Source organism: Rhodovulum sp. BSW8 (assembly GCF_003314725.1).
Classification (GTDB): domain Bacteria; phylum Pseudomonadota; class Alphaproteobacteria; order Rhodobacterales; family Rhodobacteraceae; genus Rhodovulum; species Rhodovulum visakhapatnamense.
In genome coordinates this window covers 38,073-53,681 of sequence record NZ_QNVX01000003.1, presented here as the reverse complement: position 1 = coordinate 53,681, position 15,609 = coordinate 38,073, and the positions used below count along the sequence as shown (strand labels likewise).

Here is a 15,609-nt window from a genome sequence, read left to right as displayed (position 1 = left end):
CGGTCGGTTCGATTAAATGGTCTGACGGCGACGGGCCTGTCGACTCCCGTCAGGCCGCCAGGATCATGCCCTCGGGACCAAGAAAGGACCGGCCCAGATGCCGCAAGGCGACAGCCGAACCGACAGCGACACCTGCCCCGGCGGCCGCGTCTGCCGGCGCCATGCGGCGGGCGAGGACCCCGCCAAGCGCGACCAGATCCTGCAGGGCGCGATGAAGGAGTTCCTGGAAAAGGGCTTCGACGGCGCCAGCATGAACGAGATCTGCCGGGCCGCCGGGGTCTCGAAGGGTACGCTTTACGTCTATTTCGAGGATAAGCTCGATCTTTTCGTGGCCCTTGTGGCGCGCGAGCGCGAGGCGATCTTCGCGGGCTTCGACGCGCTTTTGAAAGGCGATCTGCCGCTCGAGGACAAGCTGACCCGGTTCGGCCAGCGCCTCGCCTCGACGATCTGCACCGATCATGTGATCCAGTGGCAGCGCACCATCGCGGGCATCGTCGACCGCATGCCCGAACTTGGGGCGCGGTTCTACGAGGCGGCCGCCCAGCGGACCCATGACGACCTGAACGCGCTTTTGCGCCGCGAACGCGCCGCCGGGCGGCTGGACGTCCCCGACCCCGAGCGGGCCAGTGCCCAGTTCATCGAACTGACCGTGGCCGGCATCTGGCGCGCCCGGCTCTTCGGCAAACGCCGGACCGACCCCGAGCCCGACGAGATCGAGGCCTCGGTCGCCTCGGCCGTTCAGGTCTTCATGGCGGCCTACGGCCGGACCAGCGGCTGACAGGCGCCTGTTGCGCCGGGCCCGAGGGGCAGCCTCAATCTGCGATCTCGACCCGGGTGTTCCAGGCCCGGCACCGCTCGGCCAGCATCCCGGGCAAGGGGCGGTCGGTGAACAGCGCATCGAGATCGCCCAGCGAGGCGATCCGCACCGGCGCGGTCCGTTCGAACTTGGTGGCGTCGGCGACCAGAAAAGTGCGCCGGGCCTGCGAAATCACGGTCTGGCTGACGCCGACCTCGCGGATGTCGAAATCCAGCAGATCGCCATCCTCGTCCAGCGCCGAACAGCCGATCACCGCGTAATCGACCTTGAAGGCCTGGATCGCCCGCATGGTCAGCGTACCGACCAGCCCCGCATCCGACCGCCGAAGCGTGCCGCCCGCCACCACGATCTCGCAATCGGGATTCTCGACCAGAATATTGGCCACGTTCATGTTGTTGGTCACGACCAGAAGGTTGCGGTGATGCGAGAGCTCGCGCGCGACCGCCTCGGTCGAGGTCCCGATATTGAGAAAGACCGACGCCTCGTCGGGGATCGCCCGGGCACAGCGCCGGGCAATGGCGGCCTTGGCCTCGGGGTTCAGGTCGCGCCGGTGTTCGTAGCCGATATTGGTCACGCCCGAGGGCAGGATCGCCCCGCCATGCACCCGCTCGAGCTTGCCCGCCTCGGCCAGATCGGCGAGGTCGCGGCGGATGGTCTGGACCGTCACCCCGAAATGTTCGGCCAGCGCCTCGACGGTGACACGGCCATCGCGGCGGGCGATGTCGAGGATGTCGGGGGCGCGCAGGGTCTGGGACATCGGCTTTCCTTTCCGCTCCAAATTGTTCGATTTGCCGACGCCCCGCAAGCGGCGCGGCCCGGATTGGCGGCACAGATCGCCTGCGTTCCGCGGCGAAGACGCGCGCATGCTGCAAATGCGAAAGGCATGTTCGGCCAATCGCGCATAAGGCTGCGCGCTTCAGATCATAGCGAACAGAAAGGGAATAAAAACGAAGATTCCGATTGACGCAACTTGTCGCAGCGTGGTTCGTTGAGTCTACCGAAAGGACCGATTCATGCCCGCGCCCCTTGCGTCACCGCCCCGGCCCGATCCGACCGACCTGCTGATCGTGGGCGGCGGCATCAATGGCTGCGGGATCGCCCGCGACGCCGCCGGGCGCGGCCTGACGGTGACGCTGGCCGAAATGGGCGATCTGGCCTCGGCGACCTCCTCGGCTTCGACCAAGCTCTTTCATGGCGGGCTGCGCTATCTCGAGTATTTCGAGTTCCGACTGGTCCGCGAGGCGCTGATCGAGCGCGAGACGCTGCTGCGCGCGATGCCCCATATCAGCTGGCCGATGCGCTTCGTGCTGCCACTCGACACGCGGATGCGGTTCGATGCCAGCACGCCCGCGTCGAAACTGCTGACCTCGGTGCTGCCCTGGATGAAGGGACGGCGCCCGGCCTGGATGATCCGTCTGGGGCTTTTTCTTTACGACAGCCTCGGGGGCCGCAAGATCCTGCCCGCGACCCGCACGCTGGATCTGGCGACAGACCCGGCAGGCCAGCCGCTGAAGGACAGCTTCCAGCGGGCCTATGAATATTCCGACTGCTGGATCGAGGACGCGCGCCTGGTCGCGCTGAACGCCCGCGATGCCGCCGAGCGCGGCGCCGAGATCCTGGTTCGCACCCGTGTCATCGGGGCCGCGCGCGGCCCGGACGTCTGGACGGTCACGCTGCGCGACCAGCAGACCGGCGAGGTCTTCACCCGCCGCGCCCGGATGCTGGTCAATGCCGCCGGTCCCTGGGCCGGAGAGGTGATCGGCGAGACCCTGCACGAAACCTCGTCCGACCGGGTGCGGCTGGTGCGCGGCAGCCATATCGTGACGCGAAAGCTCTTCGATCACGACCGGTGCTATTTCTTTCAGGGGCAGGACGGCCGGATCGTCTTTGCCATCCCCTACGAGACCGATTTCACCCTGATCGGCACGACCGATGCCGAACATGCCGACCCCGACACGCCCCCCGTCTGCACCGAGGCCGAGCGCGATTACCTGCTGGCCTTCGTGAACCGCTATTTCCGGCAGGACGTCACCGTCGAGGATATCGTCTGGACCTATTCCGGCGTGCGGCCGCTGCATGACGAGGGCGAGGGCTCGGCCACCGCCGCCTCGCGCGATTATGTGGTCAAGCTCGACCGCGCCGGCGCGCCGCTGCTGAACATCTTCGGCGGCAAGATCACGACCTATCGCCGCCTCGCGGAATCCGCGCTGGAGAAGATCGCCGAGGTGCAGAAGGGCCTGCCGGGCCGCTGGACCGCGGGCGTGCCGCTGCCGGGCGGGGATTTTCCGGTCGACGGCGTCGAGGATCTGATCGCGCGGCTCAGGGCGGCGCACCCGTTCCTGACCGATTGCTGGGCGCACCGTCTGGTGCGCGCCTATGGCACCCAGGCGGCAGACCTGCTGGACGGCGCGCGCAGCCCCGAGGATCTGGGCCGCGACTTCGGCGCGACCTTGACCGAAGCCGAGGTGCGCTGGCTGATGGACCGCGAATTCGCGCGCGAGGCCGCCGATGTGGTCTGGCGCCGCAGCAAGCTTGGGCTCAGACTGAGCCGGGATCAGATTGCCGGGCTTGACGCCTGGATGACGGAAAGACGCCTGGAGGACATGCCAGCCGCCGCCGAATAGGCGGTCGAGACGGGGCCAGGGGCGCGACAAAGGGAGGAGTGCCGCGATGGCGCTGACGCTTGACGGCCTGTCGAAGGTCGTGAACGGCCGGACGCATATCCATGCGACCGATCTGACGCTGGACCCCGGCACGATGAACGTGCTGCTGGGACCGACGCTGTCGGGAAAGACCACGCTGATGCGGCTGATGGCCGGGCTCGACCGGCCCTCGACGGGCCGCATCCTGTGGCGGGGCGAGGACGTCACCGGCAAGCGGGTGCAGGACCGCCGCGTCGCGATGGTCTATCAGCAATTCATCAACTACCCCTCGATGACGGTCTACGACAACATCGCCTCGCCCCTGCGGCTTGAGGGCCGCAGCCGCGACGAAATCGACCGCGCGGTGAAGAAGACGGCCGATCTGATGCGGCTGTCCCCTCTGCTCGACCGCAAGCCGCTGGAGCTTTCGGGCGGCCAGCAGCAACGCTGCGCGCTGGCCCGCGCGCTGGTGAAGGACGCGGGCCTCGTGCTGCTGGACGAGCCGCTGGCCAATCTCGACTACAAGCTGCGCGAGGAGCTTCGGGCCGAGATCCCGCGGATCTTCGCCGAGTCCGGTGCGATCTTCGTCTATGCCACCACCGAACCCGAAGAGGCGCTTTTGCTGGGCGGCAACACCGCGACGCTGTGGGAGGGCCGGATCACCCAGTTCGGGCCTGCGCCGAAGGTCTATCGGCAACCGGCGGACGCGATCACGGCGCGCGTCTATTCGGACCCGCCGATGAACTTCCTCAGGATCTCGAAGACCGGCGGGCGGCTGATGTTCGGCGACGGCCAATGGGTCGAGGCGAAAGGTGCGCTCGCGGCACTGTCCGACGGGCGCTACACTGCCGGTTTCCGGCCCAACCATGTCGAGATCGAGCGCCACAGCGCCGATGCCATGGTCTTTCACACCGGGCTTGCGGTCTTCGAGATCACCGGGTCCGAAACCTTCATCCACCTCGACCATCACGGCGAGCGCTGGGTGGGCGTGATCCACGGTATCCGGGATCTTCAGATCGGGGCGGCGCTGCCGGTCTATCTGGACCCGTCCCATGTCTACATCTTCGGCGAGGACGGCGCGCTTGTGGCCCCCGCCGCCTATGCCCTGGCGGCCTGAGGAGAAGACCATGGCCCGGATCACGCTGGAACACCTCGCCCATTCCTACCTGCCCGCCCCGCAATCGCCCGAGGACTATGCCCTGAAAGAGCTGAACCTCGACTGGGAGGACGGGGCGGCCTATGCCCTGCTGGGCGCCTCGGGCTGCGGCAAGTCCACCCTTCTGAACATCATCTCGGGGCTCGTGCATCCCAGCCGGGGGCGCATCCTCTTCGACGGGGTCGACATGACCGCCGCCCCCACCGCCCAGCGCAACATCGCGCAGGTGTTCCAGTTTCCCGTGGTCTACGACACCATGACCGTGCGCGAGAACCTGGCCTTCCCGTTGCGCAACCGGGGCCGCGACCCGGCCTATATCGCCGAACGGGTGCAGGCGGTGGCCAGGATGATCGGCATGGAGGATCAGCTGGGCCGCAAGGCGCGCGGGCTGACGGCGGACGCCAAGCAGAAGATCAGTCTGGGTCGTGGAATGGTGCGCCGCGAGGTCAACGCGCTTCTGTTCGACGAGCCGCTGACGGTGATCGACCCGCATATGAAATGGGAGCTTCGGACCCAGCTGAAATCGCTGCATCACGAATTCGGCCACACGATGATCTACGTCACCCATGACCAGACCGAGGCGCTGACCTTCGCCGACAAGGTCGTGGTGATGCATGACGGCCGCGTGGTGCAGGTGGGTACGCCGCAGGAGCTGTTCGAGCGGCCCGCCCATACCTTCGTGGGCTATTTCATCGGCTCGCCGGGGATGAACCTGCTGCCCGCGACGATCGAGGGCGACCGGGCCTATGTGAACGGCACCCATGTGCCCCTGGGAGGCCGCTACGGAGCGCTGGCGGGCAGCACCCGGATCGGGGTGCGACCCGAATTCGCCCGGCTGTCCAGGGATGAGGGGCTGCCGGTCCGGATCAGCCGCATCGAGGATGTGGGCCGCCACAAGATCCTGCGCGCGACCTGTTTCGGGACCGAGATCAACATTCTCGCCAGCGAGGGCGAGGCCATTCCGGCCGATGCCGCGCGCGTGGTCTTCGACCCGGCCAACGTCAACGTCTATGCCGACGACTGGCTGGTCGCTCCGGCGCAGGGGAGTGCCGCCTGATGGAAAAGACAGTCAATCACAAGGCCTGGTTCCTGGTGTTGCCGGTGCTGGTGCTGGTGGCCTTCTCGGCGGTGATCCCGCTGATGACGGTCGTGAACTACTCGGTGCAGGACACGTTCGGGCAGAACCAGTTCTTCTGGGCCGGGCTCGAATGGTTCCGCGAGACGCTTGAATCCGAACGGATGTGGGACGCGCTGGGGCGTCAGCTTGTCTTTTCGGGGATCATCCTCGCGATCGAGGTGCCGCTGGGCATCCTCGTCGCGCTCTCGATGCCCAGGAAGGGCGTCTGGGCCTCGGTCTGCCTGGTGCTGATGGCGCTGCCGCTTCTGATCCCGTGGAACGTGGTCGGCACCATCTGGCAGATCTTCGGGCGCGAGGATATCGGGCTGCTGGGCTATACGCTGAACGCGCTGGGGGTCGATTACAACTACACGCAAGGCTTCTTCGCCGCCTGGACCACGGTCATCGTGATGGATGTCTGGCACTGGACCTCGCTGGTGGCGCTTCTGGCCTATGCGGGGCTGCAATCGATCCCGAACGCCTATTATCAGGCGGCGCGGATCGACCAGGCCAGCCGCTGGGCCGTCTTTCGCCATATCGAGCTGCCGAAGATGCAGGGCGTGCTGATGATCGCGGTACTGCTGAGGTTCATGGACAGCTTCATGATCTACACCGAGCCCTTCGTCGTGACAGGCGGCGGCCCCGGCAATGCCACCACCTTCCTGTCGATCGATCTGGTGAAGATGGCGCTGGGGCAGTTCGACCTAGGGCCCGCCGCCGCCTTCTCGCTGATGTATTTCCTGGTGATCCTGCTGGTGTCCTACGTGTTCTACACCGTGATGGTGAACATGGAAAAACGGGAGGGCAAGTGATGGCCGACGCCCCCGCCCTGCCCGCCTCGCGCGTCCTGCCCCGGGTGAATGTCCGCGCCGTGGTGATGGTGGCCTACCTTCTGTTCCTGCTCTTGCCGATCTACTGGCTGGTGAACATGAGCCTGAAGACCAATGCCGAGATCCTCGGCAGCTTCAGCCTCTGGCCGCGCGATCTGACCTTCCGGAACTACGCGACCATTCTGACCGATCCGTCCTGGTACATGGGCTATGTCAATTCGATGATCTACGTGGTGATGAACACGGCGATCTCGATCACCGTGGCGCTGCCCGCGGCCTATGCCTTCAGCCGCTACACCTTCCTCGGCGACAAGCACCTGTTCTTCTGGCTGCTGACGAACCGGATGGCGCCGCCCGCGGTCTTTGCCCTGCCCTTCTTCCAGCTTTATTCCTCGGTCGGGCTTTTCGACACCCATATCGCGGTGGCGCTGGCGCATTGCCTCTTCAACGTGCCGCTGGCGGTCTGGATCCTCGAAGGCTTCATGCGCGGCGTGCCCCGCGAGATCGACGAGACCGCCTATATCGACGGCTATTCCTTCCCGCGCTTCTTCGTGAAGATCTTCATGCCGCTGATCGCAAGCGGAATCGGTGTCGCGGCCTTCTTCTGCTTCATGTTCTCCTGGGTCGAGCTTCTGCTGTCGCGGACGCTGACCAGCGTGGACGCCAAGCCCATCGCCGCTACCATGACACGCACGGTCAGCGCCTCGGGACTGGACTGGGGCGTGCTGGCCGCCGCGGGTGTGCTGACCATCGTGCCCGGCGCGCTCGTGATCTACTTCGTGCGCAATTACATCGCCAAGGGCTTTGCCCTCGGGAGGGTTTGATGACAGCAGATCAGGAAGCCATGATCCGGGATGCGCTCGACGCGCTGGCGCCCGGCGAGTTCCACCTGCCCGACGCGATAGGCGCCCGGTGGGACACGCTCTGGATCGGCGAGAAGGTGGGGATCGGCAACGATTTCCTGCAGGCGGTGCGCGAGGGCCGCTATGCCGGGATCGAGGATACCGGCCGCAAGGAACACGGCCTGCATGTCTACGTGAAGACGGGGTAGCCACATGGACTGGATGGCCTGGACCTGGCCCACGGCGGCCTTCTTCGCCACGATCGCGGCGCTTCTGGTGCTGTTCACCATGCTGGCGATCCGGTTTCCGGAAACCCCGCGCGTGGGCGTTCTCAGGATCGAGACGACCCGGGGCGACCGGCTCTTCATCACGCTGCTGGGCTCGGCCTTTCTCAATCTGGCCTGGCTGGGGCTTGCGCCCTGGCCGCAATGGGGCGCGCTGATCCTGTGTGCGGGCTGGGCCGCGGCCGTCTTCCGCTGGGTGTGACCCGCGCAGGACGGTCGGGCGGCGGGATTGGAGGCCCGCCGCGCTGACGCACGGCCCGACGACACGAAGAATACTGGGTTCAATAGGGAGGAAACCATGACCCACGGATACCGAAGCACAACCGCGCTGGGGCTGGGGCTATCGCTTCTGGCGCTGCCCGCCTGGGCCGGGATGGACGAGGCGCGCAGCTTCCTCGATGCCGAGATCGGCGACATGTCGGTGCTGTCGCGCGCCGATCAGGAGGCCGAGATGCAATGGTTCGTCGACGCCGCCCAACCCTTCGCGGGGATGGAGATCAAGGTCGTTTCGGAAACCATCACCACCCATGAATACGAATCCAAGGTGCTGGCCCCGGCCTTCAGCGCGATCACCGGCATCAAGGTCACCCATGACCTGATCGGCGAGGGCGACGTGGTCGAAAAGCTGCAGACCCAGATGCAGTCGGGCGAGAACATCTATGATGCCTATATCAACGACAGCGACCTGATCGGCACCCATTGGCGCTATCAGCAGGCCCGCAACCTGACCGACTGGATGGCGGGCGAAGGCGCCGACGTGACGAACCCCGGCCTCGATCTGGACGACTTCATCGGCACCAGCTTCACCACCGGCCCGGACGGCAAGCTGTATCAGCTGCCCGACCAGCAATTCGCGAACCTCTACTGGTTCCGCTACGACTGGTTCACCGACCCGAAGACGATGGAGGATTTCAAGGCCAAATACGGCTACGATCTGGGCGTCCCGGTCAACTGGTCGGCCTATGAGGACATCGCCGAGTTCTTCACCGGCCGCGACATGTCCTACATGGGCGCCGAGGGCGAGATCTACGGCAACATGGATTACGGCAAGAAGGATCCCTCGCTCGGCTGGCGCTATACCGATGCCTGGATGTCGATGGCGGGCATGGGCGACAAGGGCGAACCCAATGGCCTGCCGATCGACGAATGGGGCATCCGGGTGAACGAGAACAGCCAGCCCGTGGGGTCCTGCATGGCCCGCGGCGGCGCCACCAATTCGCCCGCGGCGGTCTATGCGGTGACGAAGGCCATCGAGTGGCTGCAGAAATATTCGCCCCCCACCGCTGCCGGCATGACCTTCTCGGAGGCCGGTCCGGTGCCCGCCCAGGGCCAGATCGCCCAGCAGATGTTCTGGTACACGGCCTTCACCGCCGACATGGTGGGCGACGGCGCGGGCGCGGTGCTGAACGAGGACGGCACGCCGAAATGGCGGATGGCCCCCAGCCCGCATGGCGCCTATTGGGAAGAGGGCATGAAGATCGGCTATCAGGATGCCGGATCCTGGACGCTGATGGAATCGACGCCCGTCGATCGCGCCAAGGCGGCCTGGCTTTATGCCCAGTTCGTCACCTCGAAGACGGTCGATGTGAAGAAATCGGACGTGGGTCTGACCTTCATCCGCGACTCCACCATCAACTCGCAGCACTTCACCGACCGCGCGCCCATGCTGGGCGGGCTCGTCGAGTTCTACCGCTCGCCCGCCCGGGTGCAGTGGTCGCCGACGGGCACCAACATCCCCGACTATCCGAAGCTGGCCCAGCTCTGGTGGCAGAATATCGGCGATGCGATGTCGGGCGCGAAGACCCCGCAAGAGGCTCTGGACGCGCTTTGCGCCGATCAGGAAAAGGTCCTGAGCCGTCTCGAACGCGCGGGCGTGCAGGGCGATCTGGGGCCGAAGCTGAACGAAGAACGCGACGCGGAATACTGGCTGGAACAGCCCGGCGCGCCGAAGCCGAAGCTCGCCGACGAGGAAGAAGAGCCCAAGACCGTCGCCTATGACGATCTGATCCAATCCTGGAGTAACTGAGGCCTTTTGCATAACCGTGACGTCCGGCCTTCCCTGGCCGGGCGTTTTTCGTTTGGCGGGGGAAGATCCCGGCCCCGGCCGGGGCGGACAGCGCCGCGCGCCGGCGTCTGACGCCGGTCCGATCCATGCAGAGGGATTGCAGGCCGCCCAACGAGCCCGGTCCGAAAACGCCGCCCGTCTCCGGGGGGCGGCCCTGCCAGTGCTTATGCGGCGGGCGCTTCGGCGGGCAGGATCTTTTCGGGGGCCATGCCGCGCCTGGCCGCGCTTTCAAGAACCGCTTCGCGCATCGCGGGGCTGCTCGACAGCAGCTTGCGGAACCGCGCCTCGTCGAGGACCAGAAGCGTCGAGGGGGCAATCGCCCGCACCTCGGCCCGGCGCGGCCGGCGGGTCAGGATCGCCATCTGCCCGAACATCTCGCCCCGGCCAAGCCGCGCGATCTGGCCCGCCATCTCCATCTCGACCGCGCCGCTGGCGATGAAGAAGACCGAACGCGCGGGCATCTCCTTGCGGAAGATCACCTCGCCCGGATCGGCATGGCGGGTTACCAGCGCGCGCACCAGCCGCCGCAGCACGGGCTCGTCGAGCCCCGCGAAAAGCGGGAAGCGCCGGACCAGATCGGCCTTGCTCATCGCAAGATCCAGACGCGGGCGCTCTTCGGCGGCGGCGCGGCGGCGGGCGATTTCCTGCATCAGCACGGCGAAAAGCTCGGCTCCGATCAGCCCGTCCTCGCGCAGCGACCGGTATTCGCGCTCTTCCAGCCGCAACGCGGTGCGACGGATGAAGCGGCGTTCCAGTTCCTCGGCATAGCCCGGGAATTGCAGCCTCAGCCCGTCCAGCGCGGTTTCCAGCGCCTCGTCGCGCCGTTCCAGCAATTCCTGCAGCAGGTCGGCCACCCGACGTCCGTGGATGCGCCGGATGCGCGCCTCGATGAACCCGCCCAGATCGTGCAGCACCAGCCGCTGGATCAGCAGATCCTCGAACCGGTCCGCGGTCAGCCGCGCCAGCGGCCCGCCGATCCGCAACCGGTTGTTCAGCACCACCGCCAGCCGGAACGCGCTGTTATAGGCGGTGCTGGCTTTCGACGCGGTCCGGTAGCCTGACCGCCCGCCGGTGCGCGCGCCCTCGATCAGCCGGTCGGCATTCGACAGCATCCGTTCGGCAAGTCCAAGCGGGATGGTGCGGTCGCGGATGCGGTTCAGTATGCCATCCCGCTCGGCCCCGGCCAGCGCCACCAGCCCCAGCGTCACGCGGTCCCGATCCAGGATCTCGGCATCCGCATCGGCCGCCTTCACCGCCTCGTCCAACCGCTCGCCGAAGCGCTTGGCCTCGGACCGGACGATATCGTGCGACAGGTCATAGGTTTCGGTGGTGCGGGCCACGTCCTCGCGCACCGTTTGCAACGCCACCGCCACCACCTGGTTGGACAGCGCCCGGTCGATGGGCGACAGCCGGTCAAGCCCCAGAAGCCGGATCACCGCCCGCAGCGTCGTCCCCTGCACGAGCAGGGTGAACAGCGTGAACCCCGTGGCGAGGATACCGACCACGCGCTTGACCTCGACCGGGACATGCACGCTTTCGGTCACCGCCAGCGCCAGCGCGAGCGTGACCGCGCCGCGCAAACCGCCCCAGAGGATCGCCACGCGATAGGGCCGCTCGACCATGGGCGACAGTCGCAGCAGGGTCAGAAGCGGCAAGAGCCCGAACAGGATCACCACCCGCGCCGCGATGGCCGCCAGGGCCACAGCGGCGACAAGGCCCAGATCGTCCAGCCGCACCTCTTCCATCAGGCGCGGGATCAGCAGCGCGGCCAGCACGAAGATCAGCGCCCCGGCCCAATGCGCCAGCAGGTCCCAGACCTCGCGCAGGTTCGTCATCGCCGAGGGCGCCAGCCGCCCCGGCCCCATCAGGTTCAGCGTCAGGCCCGCCGCCACCACGGCGATCACGCCCGAGGCGCCGACGCTGCGCTCGGCGAGGATATAGGCCAGATAGGGCAGCGCCACCGACAGCGAGATCTGCGCCAGCTCGAACCGCTGGAACAGCGTCATCGCCCAGATCGCCACCCGCGCGCAGACCCAGCCGGTGACGGCCCCGCCCGCGATCAGCATCGGAAAGCGCCCCAGCGCCGAGGAAAAGGCGGGGTCGGGCACGTTGTCCATGACAAAGCTCATGAACAGGCCGAACAGCGCGATGGCGGCGGCGTCATTCAGGAGGCTTTCGCCTTCGATGATGCGGGCCAGCCGCCGCGGCGCCGAGATCGACCGGAAGATGCCGACCACGGCCGAGGGGTCGGTGGTGGAAACGATGGCGCCGATCAGCAGGCAGACGGTGATCGGCCAGGGGCTGACCCAAGCCAGCACATAGCCCACCGACAGCGTCGCGACCACGACCGCGACCACCGCCAGCATCAGGATCGGCACCCAGTCGTCCAGCATGCGGCGGAGGTTCATCCCCAGCGTGACCTGAAAAAGCAGCATCGGCAGGAAGACATAAAGAAAGACGTTGGACCGGATCGGCAGGTTGAGGATCGCCTCGGCCACCGGATTGAGCGCATCGGTCAGGTCGGTCCGCAGGAAGAAGATGGCGCCCGCGCCGATCATCATCCCCAGACCCGCCAGGATCACCGCATAGGGCAGCCTCAGCCGCGCGGCCAGCGGCTCGGCCGCGGCGATGACCACGAAAAGGCAGGCGGTAATGGTGGTGAGAACGACAATGTCCATGGCTCTGAGATAGGCGAAAGCGACAGGGGGGGAAGCGCCGCCCGGAAAACCCGTGTGGTCCGCGCTGCGTCAGGGCGCCGCGGCAGGTGCAGCCCTGCTCCGGCGTCGTGCCGGGGCCGCGACACCCGGGGCGCTCAGGCCAGAAGCGAACAGATCCGCCGCACAGCCAGTTCGTAGCCCTCGATCCCGCAGCCCGCGATGACCCCATCGGCGCGCAGCGAGACATAGGACCGGTGGCGGAAGGCCTCGCGCTTGTGGATGTTCGAGATATGCACCTCGATCACCGGGCCCTCGAAGGCGTTCAGCGCATCGAGGATCGCGACCGAGGTATGGGTGTAGGCCGCCGGGTTGATGACGATGGCGCAGGCGGTCTGCCGCGCCTCGTGAATCCAGTCGACGATCTGCCCTTCGTGATTCGACTGCCGCAGCGCGACGGCAAATCCCTTCTCCCCGGCCACCCGCGCGCAGGCGCTCTCGACATCGGCCAGCGTCTCGCGGCCGTAGATCTCGGGCTCGCGCTGCCCCAGCAGGTTCAGGTTCGGACCGTTCAGGATGTGGATCGTCTTCATGGGAGGCTCCCGAAACCGCGCCTCATCTCTCTAGCGCGGATGGGCGCGGCCGAAAAGGCCGCCCCGCCCGGTCCGGCTTGAGGGCTCAGGTATTAAAGAGGAAGTGCATCACGTCGCCGTCCTGGACGACATAGCCCTTGCCTTCCGAGCGCATCTTGCCCGCGTCCTTCGCCCCCTGCTCGCCGCCATGGGCGATGAAATCGCCAAAGGCGATGGTCTCGGCCCGGATGAAGCCGCGCTCGAAATCGCCATGAATGACGCCCGCGGCCTTCGGCGCCGAGGTGCCCACGGGGATCGTCCAGGCGCGGGCCTCCTTGGGGCCGACGGTGAAATAGGTCTCGAGCCCCAGAAGCCCGTAGCCCGCCTTGATCAGCCGGTCGAGGCCGGCTTCCTCCAGCCCAAGCTCTTCCAGAAAGACCTCGGCCTCCTCGGGATCGAGCTGGCTGATCTCTTCCTCGATCTTGGCCGAGATCACGACGCTGGCCGCGCCCTCCGCCTCGGCCATGGCCGCCACGGCGGCCGAGAAGGCATTGCCGGACGCGGCCTCGTCCTCGGCGACGTTGCAGACGTAGAGCACGGGCTTGGCGGTCAGAAGCTGCAGCATGCCCCAGGCCCTGGCATCGTCCTCGGCGACCGCGACGGTCCGGGCGGGGCGGCCCGCGTTCAGGGCATTGAGCGCGGCCTTCAGCAGGCGCTCCTGCTGGACCGCCTCCTTGTCGCCGCCACGCACCTTGCGGACGAGCCCCTGCAGACGCTTCTCGATCGATTCCATGTCGGCGATCATCAGCTCGGTCTCGATCACCTCGGCATCGGCGACCGGATCGACCCGGCCCTCGACATGGGTGACGTCGCCATCCTCGAAGCAGCGCAGCACATGGGCGATGGCATCGCATTCGCGGATATTGGCCAGGAACTGGTTGCCGAGCCCCTCGCCCTTCGAGGCGCCCTTCACCAGCCCCGCGATGTCGACGAAGGTCATGCGGGTCGGGATGATCTGCTTCGAGCCCGCGATTGCCGCCAGCTTGTCGAGACGCGGGTCGGGAACGGCGACCTCGCCCACGTTGGGCTCGATGGTGCAGAACGGGAAATTCGCCGCCTGCGCCGCCGCGGTGCGGGTCAGCGCGTTGAAAAGGGTCGACTTGCCGACGTTCGGCAGGCCGACGATGCCGGTCTTGAAGCCCATGATCCCGTCTCTCCTGGCTTGGGTCCGCGCGCATGTAGGGGGCGCGGACCCCGCCCGTCAAGCGTCCCCGTCGGGCCGGATCCTCCCACCGACCGGTTAGTCCGGCCCAATCGCCAGCCGGGAGCCGTCGCCAACGGCCGGACCCGGGCGCAATTCTTCGCAGAAGAATTGGGGCCCCGCCCAAACCGGCCCTCGCCCAATCGCAGTCAGTCCGAAGCCGCGCGCGTCACGAGGCCAGCCACCCCGTCCCAGGCGCCGGGAGACAGCGCGATCCCGAGAACCCGCTCGGGGTTCGTGGGCGGCGGCATCTCGACCGCGTCGAGCTTCGTGAACCCGAACCGCGCATAATAGGGCGCGTCGCCCACCAGCATCACCCGTTCCACCCCCAGCGCCTCGGCCCGCGCCAGCGAGTCGCGGATCAGAAGCGCGCCGAGCCCCTCACCCTGACGCGTCGGGTGCACCGCGACCGGCCCCAGAAGCAGCGCCCCGACCTCGCCGATCCGGATCGGCCAGTAGCGGATCGCCGCCGCCAGAATGCCGACCCCGTCCCGCGCGGTCAGGCACAGCGCCGCGACCGGCGGCACCCCGTCCCGCAGGCGGTAGGACGACAGCGCCGTGCGCCCCGGCGCGAAACAGAGGTCGTAAAGCGCCTCGACGTCCCACCAGTCCTCGGCCGTTTCTTCCGCCACCCGGATCACCGCGCTCTCCCTTGTTGCTGGAACCGGCCCTAGCACGAGGTTATGCCGGGGGAAATGCCCGAGAGGACCGCCATGTTCTACCGCCCCGAAGCCGGCCACGGCCTGCCGCACAACCCGTTCGGCGCCATCGTCGCCCCCCGGCCCATCGGCTGGATCTCGACCCGCGACGGCGCGGGCCGCGACAACCTCGCGCCCTATTCCTTCTTCAATGCCGTGGCCTACGAGCCGCCCCAGGTGATGTTCGCCTCGACCTCGACCAAGCCGGATCGCGACGGCACCAAGGACAGCGTGGCCAATATCCGCGACACCGGCGTCTTCTGCGTCATGATCGTCGAGGAGGCCGCCACCGATGCGATGAACGCGACCTCGGCCCCCGCCCCGCGCGAGACCGACGAATTCGCCCTCGCCGGGATCGCCCGCGCCCCTTGCGAGACCATCGCCTGTTCGCGGGTGGCCGGAGCACCGGCCGCGCTGGAATGCCGGCTGACCCGGATCGTGCCTTTGCCGGGGGCGGCCAATTTCGCCGTCTTCGGCGAGGTCACCGGCATCCATCTGCGCGACGACTGCCTGGTCGACGGCCGCTTCGAGGTCACCCGGTTCCGGCCGCTCGCCCGGCTCGGCTATCGCGATTATGCCGTGGTGCGCGACACCTTCGAACTGAAGCGTCCCGGCGACTGAGACCGGACGAAATAAACCGGCATGCCATCCGTCGAATTGACGGACATGCG

15 protein-coding genes are annotated in these 15,609 nt (G+C 67.2%); 10 read left to right on the top strand and 5 right to left on the bottom strand.

Translation table 11 applies throughout. The features are described from left to right. The first annotated feature begins 97 nt into the window (after window positions 1-97). On the top strand, window positions 98-778 hold the full coding sequence (locus tag DSD19_RS00790; RefSeq protein ID WP_075786204.1) for a TetR/AcrR family transcriptional regulator: 681 nt from the start codon (window positions 98-100) through the stop codon (window positions 776-778). Between the two features lie 34 nt (window positions 779-812). Here DSD19_RS00790 and DSD19_RS00785 read toward each other — a convergent pair whose 3' ends face one another. Beyond that, window positions 813-1,574, bottom strand: coding sequence for a DeoR/GlpR family DNA-binding transcription regulator (locus DSD19_RS00785; protein WP_075786205.1), 762 nt, complete (start codon window positions 1,572-1,574; stop codon window positions 813-815). A 256-nt stretch (window positions 1,575-1,830) separates the two neighbouring features. Between DSD19_RS00785 and glpD the strand changes: the two genes are divergently transcribed. The 8 genes from glpD (at window position 1,831) to DSD19_RS00745 (ending at window position 9,714) form a co-directional block, all read left to right on the top strand. Then, window positions 1,831-3,441 (top strand): glycerol-3-phosphate dehydrogenase, encoded by a 1,611-nt coding sequence (gene glpD / locus DSD19_RS00780; RefSeq protein WP_113668191.1) that lies wholly within the window; start codon window positions 1,831-1,833, stop codon window positions 3,439-3,441. A 46-nt stretch (window positions 3,442-3,487) separates the two neighbouring features. Then, window positions 3,488-4,576: an ABC transporter ATP-binding protein gene (locus DSD19_RS00775; protein ID WP_113668190.1), complete on the top strand. Its 1,089-nt coding sequence runs from the start codon at window positions 3,488-3,490 to the stop codon at window positions 4,574-4,576. Window positions 4,577-4,586: 10 nt separating this feature from the next. After that, complete coding sequence (locus DSD19_RS00770) at window positions 4,587-5,672, top strand: ABC transporter ATP-binding protein (RefSeq protein WP_113668257.1); 1,086 nt, start codon at window positions 4,587-4,589, stop codon at window positions 5,670-5,672. Beyond that, the gene (locus DSD19_RS00765; RefSeq protein ID WP_075786208.1) at window positions 5,672-6,544 is read left to right on the top strand and encodes a carbohydrate ABC transporter permease; all 873 of its coding nucleotides are present in this window, start codon (window positions 5,672-5,674) and stop codon (window positions 6,542-6,544) included. Before DSD19_RS00770 ends, DSD19_RS00765 begins: the two co-directional genes overlap by 1 nt. Continuing rightward, window positions 6,544-7,386 (top strand): carbohydrate ABC transporter permease, encoded by an 843-nt coding sequence (locus DSD19_RS00760; RefSeq protein WP_075786209.1) that lies wholly within the window; start codon window positions 6,544-6,546, stop codon window positions 7,384-7,386. Before DSD19_RS00765 ends, DSD19_RS00760 begins: the two co-directional genes overlap by 1 nt. Beyond that, entirely contained in the window at window positions 7,386-7,613 is a 228-nt protein-coding gene (locus DSD19_RS00755; RefSeq protein ID WP_075786210.1) for a DUF1413 domain-containing protein, read from the top strand. The genes DSD19_RS00760 and DSD19_RS00755 overlap by 1 nt, the downstream gene beginning before the upstream one ends. 4 nt (window positions 7,614-7,617) lie before the next feature. Continuing rightward, complete coding sequence (locus tag DSD19_RS00750) at window positions 7,618-7,890, top strand: DUF2160 domain-containing protein (protein ID WP_113668189.1); 273 nt, start codon at window positions 7,618-7,620, stop codon at window positions 7,888-7,890. Between the two features lie 96 nt (window positions 7,891-7,986). After that, window positions 7,987-9,714 carry an ABC transporter substrate-binding protein gene (locus DSD19_RS00745; RefSeq protein ID WP_113668188.1) on the top strand — a complete coding sequence of 576 codons (1,728 nt, stop codon included), beginning with the start codon at window positions 7,987-7,989 and terminating at the stop codon, window positions 9,712-9,714. A gap of 203 nt (window positions 9,715-9,917) precedes the next feature. Here the strand turns inward: DSD19_RS00745 and DSD19_RS00740 are convergent, their stop codons facing one another. From DSD19_RS00740 to DSD19_RS00725, 4 genes are all read right to left on the bottom strand, one after another. Continuing rightward, window positions 9,918-12,431: a cation:proton antiporter gene (locus DSD19_RS00740; RefSeq protein WP_113668187.1), complete on the bottom strand. Its 2,514-nt coding sequence runs from the start codon at window positions 12,429-12,431 to the stop codon at window positions 9,918-9,920. Window positions 12,432-12,565: 134 nt separating this feature from the next. Next, window positions 12,566-13,000: a type II 3-dehydroquinate dehydratase gene (aroQ, locus tag DSD19_RS00735; RefSeq protein ID WP_113668186.1), complete on the bottom strand. Its 435-nt coding sequence runs from the start codon at window positions 12,998-13,000 to the stop codon at window positions 12,566-12,568. 85 nt (window positions 13,001-13,085) lie between these two features. Next, window positions 13,086-14,183 (bottom strand): redox-regulated ATPase YchF, encoded by a 1,098-nt coding sequence (ychF, locus tag DSD19_RS00730; protein ID WP_113668185.1) that lies wholly within the window; start codon window positions 14,181-14,183, stop codon window positions 13,086-13,088. Window positions 14,184-14,389: 206 nt separating this feature from the next. Beyond that, on the bottom strand, window positions 14,390-14,881 hold the full coding sequence (locus DSD19_RS00725; protein ID WP_075786216.1) for a GNAT family N-acetyltransferase: 492 nt from the start codon (window positions 14,879-14,881) through the stop codon (window positions 14,390-14,392). A gap of 72 nt (window positions 14,882-14,953) precedes the next feature. Here DSD19_RS00725 and DSD19_RS00720 point away from each other — a divergent pair, with 72 nt between their 5' ends. Further along, window positions 14,954-15,559: a flavin reductase family protein gene (locus DSD19_RS00720; protein WP_075786217.1), complete on the top strand. Its 606-nt coding sequence runs from the start codon at window positions 14,954-14,956 to the stop codon at window positions 15,557-15,559. The last annotated feature ends 50 nt before the right edge of the window (window positions 15,560-15,609 follow it).